The following is a 21,536-nucleotide window of genomic DNA, read 5'->3' as shown; positions in this document are numbered from 1 at the left end:
TCAGGCAGGCCCGGCGATCATCATGGAGGGGGCGAACGCCCTCGTTCCGACGCTTAACGCGTCCATGACGGCGACCGGCCCTGTTCTGACGCGATCCACACGCCGCGCCCCCGTACGATCGGTTTCCGGCGGATCTGCTCCCTTGCTTCCGCACATTGCGCGCGTGTTACTCGGATCCGCGCGTGGCGACAACGGCCTGTGCGGACCGCCGCCCCATCGGACCGGAATGGTGAAACCGGCCGTTGGCGACCTGGTCCTACGGAGACACGTCATGTCGCGCATATCTCGACGCGCCGCGAACTCCCCTTTCAGAAAGTCAAGAGACCGTAATCATGATGAGCCTTGAGCCGGTGGAAGAGCTGGTCTCCGCCGATGATTCCCGATACATCTGGTCCTATCCGGTCGACCAGCCGGCGTCGGAACCGCGGGCGAAGAAGGTCCGGACGGTCTGGTACGTCGGGCTTCCGCTCACGTCCGCTCATCGCGGCAGCCACTCCGGCGGAGGGGCCCTGATCGACGACGCGGGGGACCAGTCCCGCTACGCGAACGAGGGCACCGTCTACCCGCACTCCGCTCTCGTCGAGATGATCACGTACCAGAACGCGCACTTCCCCGATCTGGACTGGCAGTACCTGGACATGAGCCATCTCGAATGGGAGGCCGTGCGCGCGAGGATCCAGGCGGACCCGCCCGACATGGCGGCGTTCACGGTGTACTCCTCGACCGCGATGTGGGCCTACATCGTCGCCGCCGAGATCAAGCGGGTGAACCCGGACGCCGTGATCGTCTTCGGCAACGACCACCCCGGCATCCTGCATCGCGAAGTCCTCTCCGGCACCTACGGGTCGAAGATCGTGGACTTCGTCTGCACCGGGAACAACGGTCCCTTCACCATGATGGGACTGCTGTCGTGGATCGAGGGGAGAATCGATCTCGCGCGGGTTCCGTCCCTGGCGTACCGGAGCGCCTCCGGGGAGATCCACAACCAGGCGGCGCCCACGTATCCCCTCTCCTCACGGATGCTGCCGGACTACCGGCTCATCGAGGACCAGCTGGAAGCCCACTACGACGACGCGTTCAGGGTCTGGTACGCGTCGCACTACGACTTCAAGCGCATGGTCACCCTGCCGCTGGACGGCGGCTGCAACTGGGGGCGCCGCCCCACCCGCCGCTGCCTGCACTGCTCCATCCAGGGGCTGACGCCGAAGACGACCGACGTCAACGCGGCCGTGTCCACCCTGGAAGTACTCGTCGGCGAGCTGAAGTCGAACGTGTACGCGGCCGGCGACTCCACTCTGGGCATGTCGAAGGCTCAGTGGAACGGGAGTTCCTCCTTCCTCGACGAACTGGCCGAAGCCTGCGCCGGTTCGGAGATCCTCCGTGGCCAGCGGTTCATGCTCGCCTACGGACTGGTCTACGAGTTCCTGCAGTCGGCGGAGCTCTGCAAGGGATTCGTGAAGACCTGGAACGTCGGGATCGAGGCCTTCGACCCCAAGCTGCTCAAGGACAACTCGAAGGGCATCAACAAGGGACCGGACCGCGTTCTGGAAGCCCTGCAGCTGGCGCAGAGCCTCGACTACAAGATGTACCTCTCAGGGATCCTCGGACTTCCGGGCACCACGTTGCGGCAGCTCAAGGAGGAAGTGGACAACTGGCTCTCCATCGCGGAGACCTACGCGGGATCCATCACGACGATATCGGTCGCCGCGCCGGCCATCATCCCCGGATCCCGCATGTACCGTGACGCCTTCAAGAAGAACGCGACCGTGCGGGAATGGCACGGCGAGCTGCTCCCCATCAGGAAGCTCTCCGAGCTCTACATCCGGGAGAACACCGAAGTGGAGTTGGCGGACGTCGAAGCGGCGCTCACCGAACTCGGACGCGGGGTCATCGCCCTGGACAACGCGGGCGGCAACATCAAGTTCGGTGGTTACATGCTGGGCGGCGTGGACCACGAGGAGACCTACGAACGCGGTCTGCTTCAGGAGATCTTCGCCGAGCTGCGCTGACCCGATCATCTTCAGCTCCCCCGTGACGACGGCCCGCCATCACTGGCGGGCCGTCGTCATGTGGTCATGTCGTCACGTCGCTGCGAGCACGCGGTCAGCCGGCGGTCCCCCGGGCGTCGCTCTTCAGGTCGTCGAGCAGCAGCGCTTCCACAGCGGCGGCGAAGTCGCCGAGGACGGGGTGGTCGAACAGCAGCTGCACCGACACCGGGAGGTCGAGGGCTTCACGCAGTCGTCCGACGACGCGGGTGGCGGCGAGCGAGTGGCCGCCCAGGGCGAAGAACTGGTCGTCCCGCCAGACCGGGGAGACGTCCAGCACCGCGGCCCACACGTCGGCGACGAGCTGTTCGGCCTCTCCGCCGGGCGGCACCTGTGAGCGCCCGGACCGCTCCGCCGGCTCCGGGAGCGCCGCGCGGTCGACCTTGCCGCTGGTCGACGTCGGCAGCGCCGGCAGCGTCACCCACCGGCTGGGGACCATGTGCTCCGGCAGTCGCTCGCGAAGCCGTGCCTGGACCGCCGTCACATCGACCTCGGTGCCGGCGCCGACGGGCACCAGATACCCCACCAGGTGGGCGTCGCCGCCCGAACCGGACAGCGCCACGGCGGCGTCGGCGACGTCCGCGTCCGCGCGCAGCGCCGCCTCGATCTCGCCCGGCTCGACGCGGTAGCCGCGCACCTTCACCTGGCCGTCCCGCCGGCCGTAGTACTCCAGTGCCCCGTCGGCGCGCCAGACGGCCATGTCACCCGTGCGGTAGCAGCGCTCGCCGGGCACGAACGGGTCGTCCACGAACGCCGTCGAGGACAGGTTCCGGTACCCGCGCGCCACCCCGCCGCCCGCCACCCACAGCTCGCCGGTCACTCCCGGCGGCACCAGTCGGCCGAGCGGATCCATCACGTAGCAGCGCGTGCCCGCCACGGGACGGCCGATCGGCACCGGGTCGTCCGCGGCGGTCACCCGGTGCACGGTGGCGGTGACGGTCGTCTCGGTCGGCCCGTAGGAGTTCCACACCTGGCCGACCCGGCCCATCAGGTCGCGGGCGAGCCGCGTGTCCAGCACCTCGCCTCCGGTCAGGACCGGCATCCGCGGGTCGCCCGGCCAGTCGGCGGCGAGCAGCATGCGCATCGAGGTGGGCGTCAGGTGCAGCATCGTGACGCCGCTGCGGGTGATCCGCTCGGCCAGGGCGTACCCGTCCGTCGCGCAGGCCCGTTCGACGACGACGCAGCGGCCACCGACCGCCAGCGGCGCCCAGATCTCCTCGACCGAGACGTCGAAGGAGAGGGGAGCCACCGCGGCCATCGAGTCGGCCGCGCCGATGCCGGGCGTGACACGGAATCCCTCGACGAAGGCGGCCAGGTTGGCGTGTGTCACCTCGACGCCCTTGGGTCTACCGCTCGAACCCGAGGTGTACAGGACGTAGGCGAGGCCGTCGGGGCGCGCTCCGGGCAGCGCCCGCCGTACATCACGCGTGGCCAGCTCGTCGGCGTCCAACGGGAGGGGCAGTCCGGGCGGAACCGGTCCGCGCGCCAGTACCGCCCGGGCGCCGCCGTCGTCGGCGAGCCTGGTCAGCCGCTCGGCCGGGTAGCCGGGGTCCAGCGGCAGATACGCCGCGCCCGCCCGCCACACCGCGAGCAGGACCGCCGGGAGGAGATGGTCCCGGGGCACGCTCACTCCGACGACGTCACCAGGGCCTATCCCGGCGTCGAGCAGCCCCGCGGCCACCCGGCCGGACCAGGCGACGAGTTCGGCGTAGGTGAGGGAGTCCTCGGGCCCGGTCACCGCGACCGCGTCCGGCCGGGCGTCGGCCGCGGCGAGCACAGCGTCCGCCACGGTCGTCGGCACGGACTTCGGCAGCAACGGTCCCCGGGCGAAGGCCAGTACGGTGTCGCGCTCCCGTCCGGTGACCAACTCCAGCCCGCTCAAGGGCAGATCTGGGTCGGCCAGTCCCGTCCGCAGGGTCCTCAGCATGCGCTCGCCGAAGGCTTCCACGTCCGGCCGCCTGAAACGCCGGGTGGCGTACTCGATCTGGAGTTCCAGACCGGTGGCCGTCCGGGAGATGAAGACGGAGAACTCGTTCGCCGCGGCCCCGCTCCCCCGGTCCGAGCGCAGATCCAGACGGAACGGTCCGCGCACCAGCGTCGCCGGTTCGTCGAGGGGCAGCATAGTGATGACGACCGGCGTCCGTGACGCGCCGGCCACCCGGTGCGCCGGCAGCAGGTCGATCAACTCCCGTGCGGGAAGCTCCTGGTGGGCGAGCGCCGCGACGGTGGTGGTGGCGCAGTGCCGGACCAGGTCCCGGAAGGTCAGGTCGCCGGTCATGCGCAGCCGTAGGGGCAGGGTGTCCACGAGGGGGCCGAGCATCCGCTCGGTTCCGGCCCGGTGACGGCGAGCGGCGGCGGCGCCGATCACGACGTCGTCGTGCCCGGCGAGACCGCCGGTCACCAGGCCCAGAGCGGCCAGGTAGCCGGCGAAGGCGGTCGCGCCGCTCTCGGCCGCGAACCGGTCCAGCCGGGTCACCAGCGGCTGCTCCAGCGTGAAGGCCGCCCGGTCCGTCTCCCACCTCGGTGCCTCCGGGCCGCCGGGCAGGTCGTCGGGAATGACGGCGCCTTCCAGGGCGGCCCGCCAATAGGCGTGCAGCCGGTCGTGGCGCGACGGTTCCCCGTCCAGTTCCCGCTCGTGCAGCGCGATGTCGCCCATCTGCACCGGCAGATCGTCCACCGGTTCGCCGGCGAGTTCTCCCGCGAGCTCGCGCAGGAACACGGGGACGGAGGCGCCGTCGAACGCCACGTGGTCGACGGCCAGGAGGAGTTCACCCGCGTCATCGGCCGTCCGGGCGAACACGGCCCGCAGCAGCGGGCTCTCCGCGCTCAGGTCGAAGGTGTGTCCCGCCGTCTCGCGGTGCAGCGCGTCGAGCCGCCGCCGCTGCTCGGCGGCCGGCAGTGCGCGCAGGTCCGTCTCGGCCAGCGGGACGGACACCGGCGGTCCGACGACCAGGTACGGCTCGTCGTCGTCGGCCCGGATGGTGCTGCGCAGCACCTCGTGCCGTTTCACGACGGCGTCCAGCGCTTCCCGCACCGGCGCACCGTCCACCGGTCCGCGCACCCCGATGCGCAGGCTCAGGGTGGTGACGGGGACGTCCGGGGCGAGCTGGCGCAGCAGCCAGAACTCCCGTTGTACAGCGGTGAGCGGGTAGCGGGCCAGGCCGGGCGTACGGCGCAGGGGCGGTTCCGCGGCGACGGTGGCCAGTGCCCGGGCGAGCGACTCCACGGTGGGATGCTCCAGGAACGTCGCGAGCGGCACCGGGGCTCCGCGCCGTCGTCCGAGCTCGCCGACCACTCGGGCGGCGGCCAGTGAGTGGCCCCCGAGGTCGGTGAAGCGGTCGTCGACGCTGACCCGGTCGACACCGAGGATCTCGGTGATGACGTCCGCGACGAGTTCCTCGGTGGCGTCACGCGGCGCCGTGTACGGGGCGTCCGGCCGGCGGCCCGCCGTGATGGCGGGCAGGGCCGCGCGGTCGACCTTGCCGGTGGGGTGGACGGGGATGCGGGGCAGCACCGCGATCCGCCAGGGAACGGCGTGCCGCGGCAACCGGGCGGTCAGCCACTCACGCAGTTCGGCCTCGGTCGCCGCGTCCGACTCGGCGTATCCGACGAGCCGGTCCCCCGATGCCAGGACGACGGCGTGCCGGACACCGGGGTGGGCGGCGAGCGCCGCCTCGACCTCGCCCGGTTCCAGCCGGACGCCACCGATCTTCACCTGCTCGTCGGCTCGGCCGACGAAGTAGTAGGTGTCCCCCAGCCGTCGCACCAGGTCGCCCGTGCGGTAGCCGAACGAGCCGAACCGCTCGGCGGTCAGGTCCGGGCGGTCCAGGTATCCGCGGGACACCCCCGGCCCGGCGACCCACAGCTCACCCGTCTCCCCTTCCGGCAGGACGGCGCCGTCCGGGGACCGCACGGACAGTTCCGCGCCGGCGATCGGCTGTCCTATCGCGGGGTTGCCGGTTCCGTGCCGCTCCACGTCGGCCATGGTGCAGCACACGGTGCACTCGGTGGGGCCGTAGAAGTTGAGTACGCGGCGGACCTGGGGGTGGGCGTAGACCCGGTCGCACAGTGCGCGGCTGACCGACTCGCCGCCCGTGATCACGGTGCGTACGTTCGGCGGCAGCCCGTCGCGCAGGAGCGCCGACAGGGCGGATGCCGCGGCGACGAGCACGGTCGCCTCGGAGCGCGCCGGAAGCGTCGGCAGGGCGAAGGCGTTCTCCGCCAGGATCACCGTCCCGCCGGCCACCAGCGGGGCGCAGATCTCGACGGTGGAGGGGTCGAAACACACCGACGTCGTCGCGAGCATGCCGCTCAGTTCGTCCGAGGAGAGGTGATCGGCGAACCAGCGGATCAGATTGTGGAGGTTGTGGTGCTCTACGACCACGCCCTTCGGCGTCCCGGTGGAACCGGAGGTGTAGATGACGTACGCGGCGTCGTACGGTTCGGGATCCCCGTCCGGGCGGTCCGCCGGCGAAGTGCCCTCCACGGGCACGGCGGTGACGCCGTCCGGCACCACGTGCTCCGTGCCCGTCGACGTGAGGACCGCCGAGAGCGAGGCGTCCTGGGCGATGAACCGGATGCGCTCCTCGGGATACGCCGGGTCCAGTGGCACATAGGCGGCACCGGACTTCAGCACCCCCAGGAGGGCCGGGATCAGCCACGCGTCACGCTGGACGCACAGGCCGACACGGTCTCCGCGACGCACTCCTGAGGCGTGCAGTCGCCTGGCGATCCCGTTCGCCAGGCGATCGATTTCCGCGTAGGAGAATCTGCTCTCGCCGACGACCACGGCGGTCCTGTCCGGATTTCTCCGAGCCTGATTCTCGATTTCCTCATGCACGCAAGATGCCGTCGCGTGAACGTCAGTTCCCATCAAACTCTCCGCCTACCGTGCGCGATGCGCAGGGAAAATGTTCTTCTGCCCGAATGCGGGTGCCGGCGTAATTTCACGGCGCCGGACCCCACAACTGGGCAGTGCTCGAGCAGAAGAGTTTCTCCATAAAACAGTCAGCGCGCGCAATGCCGTGTATGTGCGAAGCGAGGAGGCCCGAGAGGACCTCCGCGGCCACGCATTACTCACCTCAAGGCGCGCATATTTTATGGATTCGAACTGTAACACCGGCCCAGGACGCAAAAAGGGCGCCTTGATCAAGGCGCCGTCAGAGTCACGTCAGGATTGCGTGAGCGGCCCGGTACCAGAGAAAGTCCGGCGGGGGGTGGCGGAGGGACCACGGCCGTCGCGGACGGCCGCGTCGGCCGGCCTGGTCGCCCGCACCACCACACACACGGCCAGGCCGAACCCCGCCGTCCCGAAGGACGCTCAGTCGAGACAGAACTCGTTGCCCTCGACGTCCTGCATCACCAGGCACGACTCATTGTCCTCATCGGCGACCAGCAGTCGTACGCGCACCGCGCCGAGCGCGACCAGTCGTGCGCATTCCGCCTCAAGCGTGGCCACGCGCTCGTCACCCACGAGTCCCGTGGCGACCCGCACGTCGAGATGCACCCGATTCTTGACGACCTTGCCCTCGGGAACGCGCTGAAAGTACATGCGCGGGCCCACACCTGACGGGTCGGCGCATACGGCCCAGGCGCCCCGGTCCTCGGGAGCGAGGGAGTTGTCGTAGTCGCCCCACGTGGCGAATCCCTCCGGCGGCGCCGGCATGACGTACCCCAACACCTCGCTCCAGAAGCGAGCGACGCGACGAGGTTCCGCACAGTCGAAGGTGACCTGGAACTGCTTGATCGAAGACATCGGCGCACCATAGCAGGGAGACGTTCATCTCTCCGTGAATATCGGCGAGTTGTCAGGAGGGCGCGACCGAGGACCACACGCCGGACCACTGTTCGGCGCCCCACTCCTCGAACCGTCGCATCTCGGTGAACCCCAGCTTCGCCGCGAGGCGCATCGAACGGTCGTTGGCGGTCTGGGTGCAGACCGTCACCGGCTCACCGGGAAGCGCGTCGCCGAACCAGCCGAGCGCCGCCGCGCACGCCTCGGCGGCGTACCCGTGTCCCCATGCCTCCGGCAGGAACAGGTAGCCGAGCTCTGCCTCCCCGGCGTCCGGACGGACCTGACTTTGATGCTCCGCCTCGCGCCGGTTGAGTTCGACGACGCCGATCATCGCTCCGTCGTACTCGACCACGAACAGGCCGGGACGCCGCGCGGGCGTCTCAGGCACCGCGCGCTCCAACTCGGCGCGCGGTCGGGGGCCGCCTATGTAGGCGCCCACCTCCGGCGAGGAGAACAGCTCGATGAACGCCGCGCGGTCGCGGGCCTCGGCCTCGCGAAGCACCAGCCGCTCGGTCCTGATCGGAGCGGGTGGCCAGGCGACGGATCCGAGGTCGGTCATGGCGGGCAACCTATCGCAGGGCCCCGGTGGAGCCCCGAGCCGATGAGGACCAGGATCATCCGCTCGCGTCTCCCGAGACGCTCGATGAGGGACCGTTCGGCGGTGAGCCCTGCGGGCGTCCGGCCGGAGGGCCACGCGGGTGCCTCGTGGCGTTCCCCGGCGAGGCGTATGCCTTGCCGCGTGAGCCGGACGAACTCCCCCAGCACCGCGGGCCGTTCTACGCGGCGGGCCGCCGCCAGTCGTCCAGGCGGGTGCTCGGGTCGAGAGACACCTCGCCCAGGAGACTGCGGCGAAGTCTCCGGATCTCGAAGTCCGCGATGCGCTCGGCCGCGTGCGTGAGGGCCGAGTCAGAGGTTGTGGCCCGCCGGATCGCGGTGGCTACGGCGTCGACCGGTTCCGGGGTCTCGTCGACGACGTAGTAGTGCCAGGTCACGGCGGTCCGGGTGGTGTGGAGACGCAGGCCCACGAGCCACTGGTCCTGGGAAACGTGGACCTCGGCCGGGTGCGGCCGGTGGGTGGCGGTGTACATGAGTGTTGCCCTTCTCGATCACGTGACCACTGTGGGTGGTCATGTCGGACGGGTTCCAGGCGCGAAACCCCTGGTCGGCGCGCCTCCCTCAGTGGCCGCCGACCGGGCGGCCGCTTCGGCCCGTGGGTCAGATCGTGGCCGTGTCGATCACGAAGCGGTACCGGACGTCGCTCTTGAGCACGCGCTGATACGCCTCGTTGGCCTGGTCGGCCCGTACCAGCTCGATCTCGGCGCCGAGGCCGTGCACGGCGCAGAAGTCCAGCATCTCCTGGGTCTCCGCGATGCCCCCGATCAGGGAGCCGGCGATGGTCTTACGGCCGGTGACGATGCCGAAGAGGTCGACGGAGATCGGCTCCTCGGGCAGCCCGACGTTCACGAGGGTGCCGTCGGTCTTCAGCAGGGACAGGTAGGCGCCGAAGTCGAGGGGGGCCGAGACGGTGGAGAGGATGATGTCGAAGGTGCCGTCCAGTTCCTCGAAGGTCTTCGGGTCGCTGGTGGCGCGGTAATGGTCGGCGCCCAGTCGCAGGCCGTCGTCCTGCTTCCGCAGCGACTGGGAGAGGACCGTGACCTCGGCTCCGAGCGCGTGGGCGATCTTGACGGCCATGTGGCCGAGGCCGCCCATGCCCAGGATCGCCACCTTCTTCCCGGGGCCGGCGCCCCAGTGCCGGAGCGGGGAGTAGACGGTGATGCCGGCGCACAGCAGCGGGGCGGCGGCGTCCAGGGCGAGGCCGTCGGGGATGCGCACCACGTAGTTCTCGTCGACGACGATGGCCTGCGAGTAGCCGCCGTAGGTGGGCCGGCCGTCCTTGCCGGTGTCGTTGTAGGTGCCGACCATGCCGCTGCCCGTGCAGTACTGCTCGTTGCCCGCTCGGCAGTTGTCGCAGGTGCGGCAGGAGTCGACCATGCAGCCGACGCCGACGCGGTCACCGGCGCGGAACTTGGTGACGCCCGGGCCGACTTCGGAGACGATGCCCGCGATCTCGTGGCCGGGGACCATCGGGAAGATCCCTTCGTCCCAGCCCTCGTCGACCTGGTGGATGTCGGAGTGGCAGATGCCGGCGTACTTGATGTCGATCAGGACGTCGAACTCGCCGACGTCACGGCGCTCGACGGTGGTGCGCTCCAGCGGCGCCTTCGGGGAGTGTGCGGCGTACGCCGCGGTGGTGGTAGTCAAGCTGGTGATTCCTTGAGGAGTGTGTTGGAGAGGTGGTCAGCGGTCGAGCAACAGGGCTGCTGCGGCCGGGGCGCCGGGCGCGACGACAGCCGCTTCGAGACGTGTCTTCGTGTCCCTGCTCTGCTGGTCCGCGCGGCCCACGGTTTCCCGGTCAGCGGCCGGTGAGCGCGGCGACGAGCCGCTCGGCCAGGGGCTTGCTGGAAGCGGGGTTCTGCCCGGAGTAGAGGTTGCCGTCCACGACGACGTTCGCCTCCCAGGCGTTCACGGACCGGACGACCGCGCCGCGTGCCGTGAGCACGGTCTCGACCAGCCACGGGGCGCGGTCGGCGGTGCCGTTGAGCCGCTCTTCCTCGTTGGTGAACACGGTCAGCGTGCGTCCGGCGAACAGCCAGCGTCCGCCCGGCAGGTTCGCGGACAGCAGCGCGGCCGGGCCGTGGCACACCGGGGCGATGATCTTCCCCGCGACGTCGGCCTCGATGAGGACGCGGCCGAGGTCGGGATCGTGGGCCAGGTCCTCCATGGGACCGTGGCCGCCGGGCAGGAAGATCGCGTCGTAACGGGCCGTGTCGACGTCGGAGAGCGCCGTGGGCTTGGCGAGGGACTCGGCCGCCGCGTCGATGTAGGCGGCGAAGTCGTCGGCTTCGGGGCCGGCGACGTCCGGCCGCAGGCTCACGGGGTCCGCGGCCGGCTGTCCGCCCGTGGGGGCGGCGATGTCGACGGTGAACCCGGCTTCGGTGAGGATGCGGTGCGGGACCACGAACTCCTCGGCCCAGTAGCCGCTGGGATGCTTGCTGCCGTCGTTCAGCGTCCAGTGGTCGACGCCGGACAGCACCATCAGGATCCTGGTCATGTCGGGACTCACTTTCTTCGGGCGGGGTGCCGGCGGTGGCCGGCGGAAGGAGTTGACCGGAGTCCGGCCCGGTCACAGGATTCGTCGCCTGCCCGGTGGGCCTCCGCAATCCAGAACACCACGCGGCCGCCGCCGTGCGGACGCCGCTTCCCTGCCCTGACCTGCCAGGGAAGCGTGTGCCTAGGACTCGGCGACCCCCCTTCCCCGGTCGACCTGGCGTCACCCCGGACGGAAAATGGAGGCATGGCCAGAAACGTCGAGCTCAGCGAATTCCTGCGCCGCTGTCGCGCCCGTATCCACCCCGAGTCGGTCGGGCTGCCCGAGCGGGGCGCCTACCGGCGGGTGCCGGGGCTACGCCGCGAGGAGGTCGCCCAGCTGGCCGGGGTCAGCACCGACTACTACACACGCCTCGAGCAGGGGCGGCAGATCAGCCCCTCGGCGGGGGTGCTGGAGGCCGTGGCCGCCGCGCTGCGGCTGGACGCCGCCGAACGCGCCCACCTGTACGACCTCGCCGGGCCCAAAACCGGCACGGCCCGCCGTTCCGCACCGACCGTGCAACGCGTGCGGCCCGTGGTCCGCCGGTTCCTGGACTCCTTCACCGACCAGGCCGGCTTCGTCCTGGGACGCCGCACCGACGTACTGGCCACCAACCATCTGGCCCGCGCGCTGGTCGCCGACTTCGAATCGATGCCCGCACGCGAGCGCAACCTCACCCGCTGGGTCCTGTTGGACGAAGCCGCCCGCTCCCTCTATCCGGACTGGGAACAGGTCGCCGCCGAGATGACCGCCATCCTGCGCCTCGACGCGGGCCGCCATCCCGACGACACCCGGACCGCCGAGCTGGTGGGCGAACTGGCCATGAAAAGCCGGCACTTCCGCCACTGGTGGGCCGACCACAAGGTCTTCGACCGCACCCACGGGCACAAGCGCCACCATCACCCCATCGTCGGCGACCTCACCGTCGACTACCAGGCGTTCACGATGCCGGGCGATTCCGACCAGACCTTGTTCCTGTACCTTCCGGCCCAGGACCAGTCCTCCCAGGACGCGTGGAAGCTGCTGGCCAGTTGGAGCGCCAAGGAACCAGCGGGCTCTCCGGATTCCGGCAGCCACAGCGGCGCCTCGGGGCACACTTCACCCACCCGGCGTCCCCGATAGCGCGCTGCCCACGGAATCGGCCCGCCACCTCACCTCACCGCGCCGTCAGGCCAGGACAGGCGAGGTCACGTCACGTCACGTCACAGCCATGAACTCGAGCTGGAGGTTGTCGGGGTCTCGGAACACGACTGTCGAGTAGGCGAAGGGCTCCGTCTCGTCCCTGATGGGCGTGTGCGCGATCCCCAGTTCGTCGAGCCAGGCCGTCCACGCCTCTAGGTCGGCGCGCGAGCCGACCTGGAACGATATGTGGTCCAGACCGGTCCGGGATTCGAGGAACCCCTCGTGCTGGTTACCCGTGTTCTTGTGCAAGCCGATCACGACCCCGGAGTCAGGGGTGATCAACAGGATGCCGTAGCCGGTCGATTCGCGGTAGAGGTGGTTGAACTTGTAGTCCACACGTTCGGCGCCGAACAGGCGCTGATACCAGTCAAGGCTGTCTTCCAGATTGGAGACGGTGAAGGACAGGTGGTGGACTCCGGTGATCCTGGGTCCGGCGGCTACCTGCGTCATGAACGTACCTCCGACAGAACGTGGTCGAGGACCCGGTCACCGGTTACCGGAGTCGCGGGCCGCGCTCACGATGAGATCCGTGACGGCCTCGGGGTGGGAGATCATGGACACGTGTGAGGAGTCGATCTCCACTGTCTTACGCGCGTGCGCACGCTTGGCCTCGTAGCGCTCCAGGCTCGGGTTGATGCTCCGGTCCTGCTTGCCGACGAGTACGTAGACCGGCTTGTCCCGCCAGGCCGCCTCGGTGAGCTTGTCGGTGAACGCCGACTGCGCGATGGGGCGTTGCGTCGACGCCATCACGGACGCCTGTTGCCGGGAGAGGTCCTGGGCGAAGACCGCGTGGAGTTTGCCGGGCTGGACGTACACATCGGTGCCGGTCGTGCCGTCACCGTTGCGGAACGGCACCGGATGGAAGGCCTTGGAGAGTGGGGCGGCCGGGAACTTTCCGGAGAGGCTGGCGAACGACTCGCCCTTGTCCGGCATGATCGCGTTGATGTACACGAGCGACTTGACGTTGTCCACGCCGGCGGCCGCCTGCGAGATCACTTCGCCGCCGTAGGAATGTCCGACGAGGACGATCGGCCCCTTGACCGACTTGAGGAAGCTGTTCAGGTACGTGGAGTCCTGAGGGATCCCGCGCAGCGTGTTGGGCGGGGCGAAGACCGTGTAGCCGTCACCCTGCAGACGCTGCACCACGCCGTTCCAGCTCGAGGCGTCGGCGAACGCCCCGTGCACGAGGACCACGGTCGGCTTCTGGTTCTCCGGGGCTCTGCCGGGCGCGTCTGCGGCATGAGCCGGCACCATGGCCAGGGCTGACAGCGCCGCTATCCCGATGGCCATTCTGCTTTTGCCTGAGTTCAGGACTTCGTAGACGGTCATGTGCTTCCACTTCCTCGGCGTGCAAGGGAACGCGACCTTTTCGGAAATGTGCGCGAGACGTCGGCCGGGCCGTGCTGATCCCCGCTCCGGTCGGCGACGCGAACCCGTCCTGCCGCACGCCGCACCGAAGGCTCTGAGCCGACGTGGGGCACGAGGCCAGCGTAGCTCCGGATACACAGCGGTCAAACCGAGACCCCTGCGGACGCGCTGCAACTCCGGCCCCATGTCGAGGAATTCGAAGGAATCCCACAGGCCGAAAAATGTAATACGCGTGCCACACCCTTCGCATGTGCGCGCCATCATGAACGCCGACCCCACCTGGGAAGCAGTCGCGGCGCACAGGTCGATTCGGCGGCACTGAGTCCATCACTCGTGACACCGCGCAATCACGAGACGTCATGGGAGAGCGGACGGCCGCGCGCGTTCACATCGAGTTGTCCAGCCGTCGACACACCGTGATGGAAGCGAGTCACATTGATTAAAGTCGACGCAATCGCTTTGCCAAGCACGAGTAATCCGCGAGCCGCTGCAGGAATTGCCGCGGTCGTTCGGCCTCCGTACCGTTATCCGTATGGCTATTGCATCCACGAATCCGGTTACCGGAGAGGTCGTCGAAAGATTCGATGAACTCACTGCCGAGCGACTGGAAGACAGGCTTGCGCGTGCCGCGACCGCGGCCGGGTCGTACCGGCTGACGAGCACCGAGGACAGGGCGGGATGGCTGAGGTCCGCCGCCGACCGCCTGGAGGGGGAGACGGACGAGGTCGCCGCGCTGATCGTCTCGGAGATGGGCAAGACCTTCCGGTCGGCCCAGGAGGAAGTGGCCAAGTGCGTGCGGGGGTTGCGCTTCTACGCCGACCACGGCCCCGCCTTCCTGCGGAACGTGGACGGCGACGGGCGCGGCGTCGGCGCGCGGAGCACGTACGTGACCTACCAGCCGATCGGCGTCGTCCTCGCGGTGATGCCGTGGAACCTGCCGCTGTGGCAGGCCATGCGGTTCGCCGCCCCCGCGCTGATGGCGGGCAACGTGGGCCTGCTCAAACACGCCTCCAACGTGCCGCGGTGCGCTCTGTACCTGGAGAGTCTCTTCCGCGAGGCCGGCTTCCCGGAGGACACCTTCCAGACCTTGCTGATCTCCTCGGGAACGGTGGAGCAGGTCCTGCGGGACCCGCGAGTGGCGGCCGCGACGCTGACGGGCAGCGAGCCCGCGGGGCGGTCGGTGGCCTCCATCGCCGGTGACGAGATCAAGAAGGTCGTCCTCGAACTCGGCGGGTCCGACCCGTTCATCGTCATGCCGTCCACGGACCTGGAGCGGGCCTCCGACGTCGCCGTCAAGGCGCGCACCCTGAACAACGGGCAGTCGTGCATCAATGGCAAGCGATTCCTCGTGCACGAGGACATCGCCGACGCGTTCATCGAGAAGTTCGTCGCCAAACTGGGCGCACTGGTCGTGGGGGATCCCATGGACCAGAACACCGACATCGGGCCGTTGGCGACGGAGTCCGGCAGGCAGGACGTGGAGGACTACGTCGCGGACGCCGTGGGCAAGGGGGCGACGGTGCTGGTCGGCGGTGAACGGCCCGAACGGCCGGGCTGGTACTACCCGCCCACGGCGCTGGCCGACATCACCGCGGAGATGAGGATGTACCACGAGGAGGTGTTCGGCCCCGTGGCGCAGGTGTTCGTCGTCTCCTCGCTGGAGGAGGCACTGCGGGAGGCCAACGGCCATCCGTACGGGCTGGGTTCGAACCTGTGGAGCGAGGACGAGGACGAACGGGCACTGTTCGTACGGGACGTGCAGTCCGGCATGGCGTTCATCAACGGCAACACCACCAGCTACCCCGAGATCCCCTTCGGCGGTGTCAAGCGCAGCGGCTACGGCCGTGAGCTGTCCGACCTCGGCATGCGCGAGTTCATGAACGCCAAGACCGTCTGGGTCGGCGCATAGCGCGACGAAAGGCGCGACGATGAGTGAAGCGAGGCACGCGCCCTCCGGGGGCGAGCGGCCCGTGGTGGCGGTGCTGGGCATCGGCACCATGGGGGCGGCGATGGCGAGGAACATCGCGGCGGCGGGCCTGGGCCAGCGCGTGTGGAACCGCAACCGTGCCCCGGCCGAGGAACTGGCCGACGTGGGCGCGGTCGTGTGCGACACCCCGGGCGAGGCCTGCCGCGGCGCCGATGTCGTCCTGACCCTCCTCGCCGACGAGAAGGTCGTCGCCGAGGTGATGGACCAGGCCCGGGACGGCCTGGACGAGCGGACGGTGTGGGTGCAGTCGTGCACCGTGTCCCCCGACGGCACCCGTCGGCTCGCGGACCAGGCGGCACGCCTGGGCGTCACCTACGTGGACGCCCCGCTCCTCGGCACCAAGGAACCGGCGGTGGCCGGAACCCTGGGCATCCTGGCCGCCACGGACGATCCGGCGGCCCGGGAGTCCGTCCGCCCGGTGTTCGAGGCGGTCGGCTCCCGCACGGTGTGGCTGGACGAGGTCGGCCAGGCCAGTGGCCTCAAGCTCGCCTACAACGCCTGGGTCCTGGCGACCGTCGAGGGTGTCGCCGAGTCCCTCACTCTCGCCAAGGTGCTCGGCATCGACCCCCGCAAGGTCATCGAGGCCATCGACGGCAGTGCTCTGAACAGCCAGTACGTCCAGACCAAGGGGCCGAAGATGATCGACGACGACCTGGACGACCCGTCGTTCCCCCTGGAGGCCGCGGCCAAGGACGCCACGCTCATCACCGACACGGCCCGCGCCGCGGGACTGCACCTCGGGATCGCCGCGGTGGTGCGGGAACGGCTCGGCCTCGCGGCGGACCAGGGTCATGGCCGCGCCGACGTCGCGGCCACGTACCGCCAGTCGCGTCGGACAGGGGCCGGCTGACGGCGTCCGGCGCCGGCGTCCGTCCCGGCAGGAGGGAGAGGGCCATGACCTGGGCGGGTTGGGAGTCAGCGCGCGCGAGCACCGCGCAACTGGCGGACATCGTGCCGGAGGTGGACGAGTCCGCGTGGGAACTGCCCTCGGCCTGCCCGGGCTGGCGCGTCATCGACGTGATCGCGCATCTGGGAGCGCTCGCCCACGAGGCCGTCGAGCCCCCTCCCGTCGACCCCTCGTGGCCATCGAACCGTGAGCGCTATCACGATCTGCGGGTCGAGGAGCGCCACGGCTGGAGCCACGGCGAAGTGATCGACGAGTGGCGGCACTTCACACCGCTGCAACTGAGCCTGATCGCGCGGGGACAGGAGTCGCCGCAGGCGGACGACCCGGTGCTCGTCCCCGGCCTCGGCACCTACCCGCGGCACCTCCTGGCCAACACCATGGCCTTCAACGTCCTGTGCCACCTGCGCTACGACGTCCTCGCCCCGGGCGGCCCACTGGCGTTCGAGCTGCCCCCGCCGACCGACGGCCTCGTCGCCCCGGCGGTCGAGTTCATGCTCGCCGGGCTGCCGCAGATGCAAGGCCACGCACTCGACGACACCGTCGGCGAACCCCTCGTGCTCGACCTGACAGGGCCGGGCCGGACCACCGTCACCGTCCTCCCCGCCCGGAGCCCGGGTGACCCTCTGACCGTCGTACCCGGGGACGAAGGCGCCGCCGTCCGCGTCCGGAGTTCGGCTAGCGACTTCGTCTCCTGGAGTACGACCCGCACGTCCTGGCGCGAGAGCTGCGAGATCACCGGCGACCCCTCCGCCGCCGAGCCGTTCCTGGACCGCCTGGACATCGTCTGAGGCGGCCGGACAGCGGCCGACCGGCGGATGCCACGACCGAGGAACACCTGGATCAGTCGGAGAACAGTCGGAGATATCAGTCGGAGATCAGCATGACGCAGACCAGTCGGGCGATCCGACCCCCACCCAGCGGGGACGGCACACCTACCGCCGCCGGGTACGGGCATGGCGGGCCCGCCGCCACGTGCGGGTGTCCCGCATGAGGTCGCTCGGGGCCGGGAGCTCCGGCGGCGAGGCGCACAGGAGTCGCTTCCCCGAGCTGGTACCGCCCGGGTTGTCCCGGTGGGTGCGGGCACACGATCCGGGGTTGTCGGCGTTGCGGCGCTCGCTGCGCGCCGCCGTCATCACGCCCTCGCTGTTCGCGCTGTCCTCCCTCGTGATCGGCAGCCCGACGATGGCGATCTTCTCGGCGTTCGCGCCTTTCGTCCTCATGATGTTCGTGGACTTCGGCGGCCCGATGCGCGAACGGGTGGCCGAGCAGACCGCCCTGGTACTGGCCTCCACGTTCCTGGTGTGCGTGGGCACCCTCATCGGCCAGACGGTGTGGCTCGCGGGCATCGCCACGTTCGTCATCGCCTTCGTGATCCTGTTCTCCGGAATTCTCAGCTCTGCTCTGGCCGGCGCCACCACCTCCCTCTTGATCAGCCTGGTGCTCCCGGCCACGCTCAAAGCGCCGGTGAGTTCCCTGCCGGAGCGGATCGCGGGCTGGACCCTGGGCGGAGCCGCGACGATCGTCGCCGTCGCCGTCATGTGGCCGCGACCGCCCGAAGAACCCCTGCGCACCTCGACCGCCAGGGTCTGCGCCACGATGGCGAGGCAACTGCGGGCCGAGGCCCTATGCGCCGGGGCGTCATCGTCCGTCCCCGCGGCCCCTGTCCCGTCGGCGGCCGTCCAGGAGACGACGGACGCCGTCGCCACCGTACGGAGGGTCTTCCTCACCGCACCCCACCGGCCCACCGGCCTGTCCACGACCGCCCGCGCCTTGGTGCGGCTCGTCGACCGGGTCGTCTGGCTCGGCGAGTTGCTCAAGCAGACGCCGTCGTACCGGCCGGACGAGCCCGCCGGGGCAGCGGTGGGTGAGGTCCACCTGGCCACCGCGGTCCTCCTGGAGCACGGCGCCTCGGACCTCCTCGCGTCGGAGACACCGCGCACACCCCGCCCCGGCCCCTCTCCTCCACCCCACCCGGCAATGCTCTCGCCGGGCGGACTCGCCGAGGACAACACACGTCTCGCGTCGGCGCGGGCCCGGCTGGAAGCGGCGGTGACCAGCTCTCTTCCCGTACGGCCGGCCATCGCGTCGACCGAGCCTCCTGCCGCGCTGGTCGGCTCACTCCTGTCCGGCTTCCGAGCTCAGCGGATGAGCTTCGTGGCCGCCGCCATCGCCACGGACATCGACGTGGCCGTCAGCGCTCGCCGGCGCACCTGGTGGCAGCGCCTGTGCGGACATCGCCCGGCGGGCGCCCAGTCCGACCTCTCCTCGGCGCGCGAGCGCCTGGCCGAGCATCTGAACCGCCACTCCGTGTGGCTGCACAACAGTGTGCGCGGAGCCGTCGCCCTCGCCATCGGTGTCGTACTGGCACAGGTCAGCGGCGTGGACCATGCGTTCTGGGTCGTCTTCGGCACGCTGGCGGTGCTGCGCACCAACGCGGTGAACACCGGCCAGACCGTCGGCCGCGCCCTGCTGGGGACCGTCCTGGGCTTCGTCGTCGGAGTGGCGTTCATCGTCGCGCTCGGCTCGCATCCCGAGGTGCTGTGGCTGCTGCTGCCGCCGGCGATCGTCCTGGTCGGGCTCGAACCGTCGGTGACCTCGTTCACGGCCGGGCAGGCGGGCTTCACGGTCGTCCTGCTGATTCTCTTCACCATCATCCAGCCCGTCGGCTGGCGCGTCGGACTGGTCCGCGTCCAGGACATGGCGCTCGGGTGCGCGGTGAGTCTCGTGGTGGGACTTCTGTTCTGGCCGAGAGGGGCCGGCTCAGCTTTGGGCCAGGCCTTGTGCGAGGCGTTCGGCGCCAGTTCGCGGTACGTGCGCGCCGCCGTCGGACACGGACTGACCCCGTGCGACCCCGCACCATTCCCTCGAACGCCCGTGGAGGAGCAACGGCGGGCCACGGCCTCGGCACGCAGGCTGGACGACGCCTTCCGTGGGTACCTGGCCGAGCGCGGCACCAAGCGGATAGCTCTGCCCGACGTGGTCTCGCTGGTCAACACGGTCGCCGCCCTGCGACTCACCGGCGACGCCGTGACCGACCTGTGGTCGCACGCGGACCGCGTCCCCAGGTCTGCGAGCACGGCGAGCCAACGGATCGTGGGCGACTGCGACTCCGTCCTCGCGTGGTTCGAGACATCGGGGCGCGCACTCGCGGGACTGACCGCCGCGCCGGCTCACCTCCTCGACGAACGAGTCGCGGGCCCGCGGCTCTGGGAAGCCTTGCGCCGCGACCTGGCCGAGGACGCCGGAGAGGCCGCCGCCTCGGCGGCTGTGCGGGAGATTTGGACGGCGGACCATCTCGACATGCTGCGCCACCTGCAGACCCGGATCCTACGACCCGTGAAAGCCGCCGCCGAGGTGACGGCGGCCGGTACACGGTCCTGACGCACACGGCCTCGCGGACCACCCGTCGGCCGACATCGCGCCGGGCCGGGGTCCCGCAGGACAGGGCGCTGCTTGGCGGCCTCTGCCTGGTCCCCGTCAGTTGTAGGTGGTCCAGTGCATCTCATCAGCGGTGTTGCAGTCCCAGATGACGGTCCTCGTGTTGTTCGAGGTGCCGCCGCCACCCGCCGTCGACAGGCACTTCTCGGCCTTGACGTTGACCCACTGGTACCCGGAGCGGATCCATTGCTGCTCAAGACCGCCGTTGCAGGTCCACTGGATGACTTCCGTGCCGTTCGCCGTGCCGCCGCCGCCCGCTGTCGACAGGCATTTGCCGCTCTTGCTGTTGTGGAGTTCGCCGGAGTCGTACGCGGCCCAGTACTGCTCATGCTCGATGTTGCAGTCGTAGATGATGGCGTGAGCTCCGTTACTGGTGCTGCCACCGCCTTCGAGCGAGAGGCATCTCCCGCTCTTGTAGTTCACATAATGAAAGGCGATGGTGGCCCCGGATGCCGAACCGGCACCCGTCGCCAGCGACGCGAAGAGCATGGCGCCAGTCGCCACCGCGGCCCAGGATTTCGTTCGCATGTGCCCAACCTTCCCTCCGCGAGACAGATTTGCGGTCTCGCCGCTTCATCCGGCACCCGCGCCGTACATGCCGCGGGAACGTCGATGATCTTGACACATCCGTCACGCATGGCCATGACAGTTTCCGCCACTCATCGGTGAACAGTGGGCAATCGCCGGGTAAATCAAAAGCCTCACGCCGTCTCAGTTCCAGAGCTTCTTCCCGTCACGAAACGCGAGAAGTCTTCCGTGGCGGACGAGCGGACGAGCGGCCGACGGACGCGGCACCGGCCGCAGGCGACCAGGGACCAGTCCGGGTCCCGGTCCGGATCCGGCTGCGGACGCGGCGGCGTCGGCGCAGGGCCGCGCTGCAACTCGCGATCACCGGCGTGCGCCTCGCGGCCGTGAGCCGGGTCGCCGAACGCCTGCGGGCGCCGGCGACCGCCACGGATGCCCGCATCCCCTTCGAACCGGCCGGTGCGGTACGGGCGTTGCTGCCCTTGCCGGCCCGACCGCCGTCGTGCTCGCGGGACTTCGGACACCCGACCTGCTGCGGATGGACAGCCGGATGCCCGCAATGGACGGGCTGACCGCGATGCGCCTCATCACCGCCCAGCAGGCGAGACCCGCCATCCTGGGCTACGAGACCGGCCCCATCCGCCCACACGGGTCGTCCGCCCACCGACCTCCGCCGGACAGCACGGTCCGCGTTCGGCACGGTCTGCGCCAGGGCAGTGCGGACCGCCTACGGAACGGTCTTCAGACGAGTTACGAGCCGGTCTTCAGACGAGTTCGGCTGTTTCTCCCGCGTTCTGCAGGCTCTGTTCGATGGCCGCCTCGTAGACCTGCTGGGCCCGTTGCGGGGTGAACTCCAGCCGGATCAGGACGCCCGGGACAGCGATGGTCGCCATCAGATGCCGGTACAGGTCCGACACCCGCTCCAGCATGTCCTCATGACGGGTCATGATGTTCGACAGGATCTGCACCCCCGTGAAACTGCCCACGAACAGCTTCGCGATCAGCTCCACATCGACCTGCGGCACCAGCTCCCCGTTCGCCTTCGCTTTCTCGAAGACTTCCACCGAGCGGGTGATCCATCCCTGCATCGGCACCCGGCGGTCCAGACCGTCCTGCGGAGAGCCCTGCTCCACGGTCAGCCG

General features: G+C 69.9%; 15 protein-coding genes and 1 pseudogene. 6 read left to right on the top strand and 10 right to left on the bottom strand.

Features of this window, described 5'->3' with window-relative positions; all coding sequences use genetic code 11:
* The first annotated feature begins 335 nt into the window (after positions 1–335).
* The gene (locus ACWCQK_RS28140; RefSeq protein WP_451159578.1) at positions 336–2,009 is read left to right on the top strand and encodes a B12-binding domain-containing radical SAM protein; all 1,674 of its coding nucleotides are present in this window, start codon (positions 336–338) and stop codon (positions 2,007–2,009) included.
* Positions 2,010–2,103: 94 nt separating this feature from the next.
* Here ACWCQK_RS28140 and ACWCQK_RS28135 read toward each other — a convergent pair whose 3' ends face one another.
* From ACWCQK_RS28135 to ACWCQK_RS28110, 6 genes are all read right to left on the bottom strand, one after another.
* A complete protein-coding gene (locus ACWCQK_RS28135; protein ID WP_451159576.1) occupies positions 2,104–6,918 on the bottom strand; it encodes an amino acid adenylation domain-containing protein in 4,815 nt (1,604 codons plus the stop codon).
* Between the two features lie 447 nt (positions 6,919–7,365).
* Complete coding sequence (locus ACWCQK_RS28130; RefSeq protein ID WP_451159574.1) at positions 7,366–7,800, bottom strand: VOC family protein; 435 nt, start codon at positions 7,798–7,800, stop codon at positions 7,366–7,368.
* 52 nt (positions 7,801–7,852) lie between these two features.
* Complete coding sequence (locus ACWCQK_RS28125; protein ID WP_451159572.1) at positions 7,853–8,398, bottom strand: GNAT family N-acetyltransferase; 546 nt, start codon at positions 8,396–8,398, stop codon at positions 7,853–7,855.
* A gap of 217 nt (positions 8,399–8,615) precedes the next feature.
* Positions 8,616–8,927, bottom strand: coding sequence for a hypothetical protein (locus ACWCQK_RS28120; RefSeq protein WP_451159570.1), 312 nt, complete (start codon positions 8,925–8,927; stop codon positions 8,616–8,618).
* Between the two features lie 127 nt (positions 8,928–9,054).
* Positions 9,055–10,101, bottom strand: coding sequence for an NAD(P)-dependent alcohol dehydrogenase (locus ACWCQK_RS28115; protein WP_451159568.1), 1,047 nt, complete (start codon positions 10,099–10,101; stop codon positions 9,055–9,057).
* 151 nt (positions 10,102–10,252) lie between these two features.
* The gene (locus ACWCQK_RS28110) at positions 10,253–10,951 is read right to left on the bottom strand and encodes a type 1 glutamine amidotransferase domain-containing protein (RefSeq protein ID WP_451159566.1); all 699 of its coding nucleotides are present in this window, start codon (positions 10,949–10,951) and stop codon (positions 10,253–10,255) included.
* A gap of 243 nt (positions 10,952–11,194) precedes the next feature.
* Between ACWCQK_RS28110 and ACWCQK_RS28105 the strand changes: the two genes are divergently transcribed.
* The gene (locus ACWCQK_RS28105) at positions 11,195–12,109 is read left to right on the top strand and encodes a helix-turn-helix transcriptional regulator (protein WP_451159564.1); all 915 of its coding nucleotides are present in this window, start codon (positions 11,195–11,197) and stop codon (positions 12,107–12,109) included.
* A 75-nt stretch (positions 12,110–12,184) separates the two neighbouring features.
* Here the strand turns inward: ACWCQK_RS28105 and ACWCQK_RS28100 are convergent, their stop codons facing one another.
* Complete coding sequence (locus ACWCQK_RS28100) at positions 12,185–12,619, bottom strand: VOC family protein (protein WP_451159562.1); 435 nt, start codon at positions 12,617–12,619, stop codon at positions 12,185–12,187.
* Between the two features lie 36 nt (positions 12,620–12,655).
* Positions 12,656–13,498 carry an alpha/beta fold hydrolase gene (locus ACWCQK_RS28095; RefSeq protein ID WP_451159560.1) on the bottom strand — a complete coding sequence of 281 codons (843 nt, stop codon included), beginning with the start codon at positions 13,496–13,498 and terminating at the stop codon, positions 12,656–12,658.
* A gap of 571 nt (positions 13,499–14,069) precedes the next feature.
* On the opposite strand from ACWCQK_RS28095, the gene ACWCQK_RS28090 reads away from it, so the two are divergent.
* The 4 genes from ACWCQK_RS28090 to ACWCQK_RS28075 all read left to right on the top strand — a co-directional run bounded on the left by ACWCQK_RS28090 (position 14,070) and on the right by ACWCQK_RS28075 (position 19,812).
* Positions 14,070–15,446, top strand: coding sequence for an NADP-dependent succinic semialdehyde dehydrogenase (locus ACWCQK_RS28090; RefSeq protein WP_451159558.1), 1,377 nt, complete (start codon positions 14,070–14,072; stop codon positions 15,444–15,446).
* Between the two features lie 19 nt (positions 15,447–15,465).
* The gene (locus ACWCQK_RS28085; RefSeq protein WP_451159556.1) at positions 15,466–16,374 is read left to right on the top strand and encodes an NAD(P)-dependent oxidoreductase; all 909 of its coding nucleotides are present in this window, start codon (positions 15,466–15,468) and stop codon (positions 16,372–16,374) included.
* A 44-nt stretch (positions 16,375–16,418) separates the two neighbouring features.
* Positions 16,419–17,219 carry a maleylpyruvate isomerase N-terminal domain-containing protein gene (locus tag ACWCQK_RS28080; RefSeq protein WP_451159554.1) on the top strand — a complete coding sequence of 267 codons (801 nt, stop codon included), beginning with the start codon at positions 16,419–16,421 and terminating at the stop codon, positions 17,217–17,219.
* Between the two features lie 307 nt (positions 17,220–17,526).
* Positions 17,527–19,812: an FUSC family protein gene (locus ACWCQK_RS28075; protein ID WP_451159552.1), complete on the top strand. Its 2,286-nt coding sequence runs from the start codon at positions 17,527–17,529 to the stop codon at positions 19,810–19,812.
* 96 nt (positions 19,813–19,908) lie between these two features.
* Here the strand turns inward: ACWCQK_RS28075 and ACWCQK_RS28070 are convergent, their stop codons facing one another.
* The gene (locus ACWCQK_RS28070) at positions 19,909–20,397 is read right to left on the bottom strand and encodes an RICIN domain-containing protein (RefSeq protein WP_451159550.1); all 489 of its coding nucleotides are present in this window, start codon (positions 20,395–20,397) and stop codon (positions 19,909–19,911) included.
* A 761-nt stretch (positions 20,398–21,158) separates the two neighbouring features.
* Positions 21,159–21,536: pseudogene (locus ACWCQK_RS28065) on the bottom strand (ScbR family autoregulator-binding transcription factor); the annotation flags it as partial.

This window comes from Streptomyces sp. NPDC002306 (assembly GCF_053593435.1).
This window is presented reverse-complemented; position numbering and strand designations above follow the sequence as displayed.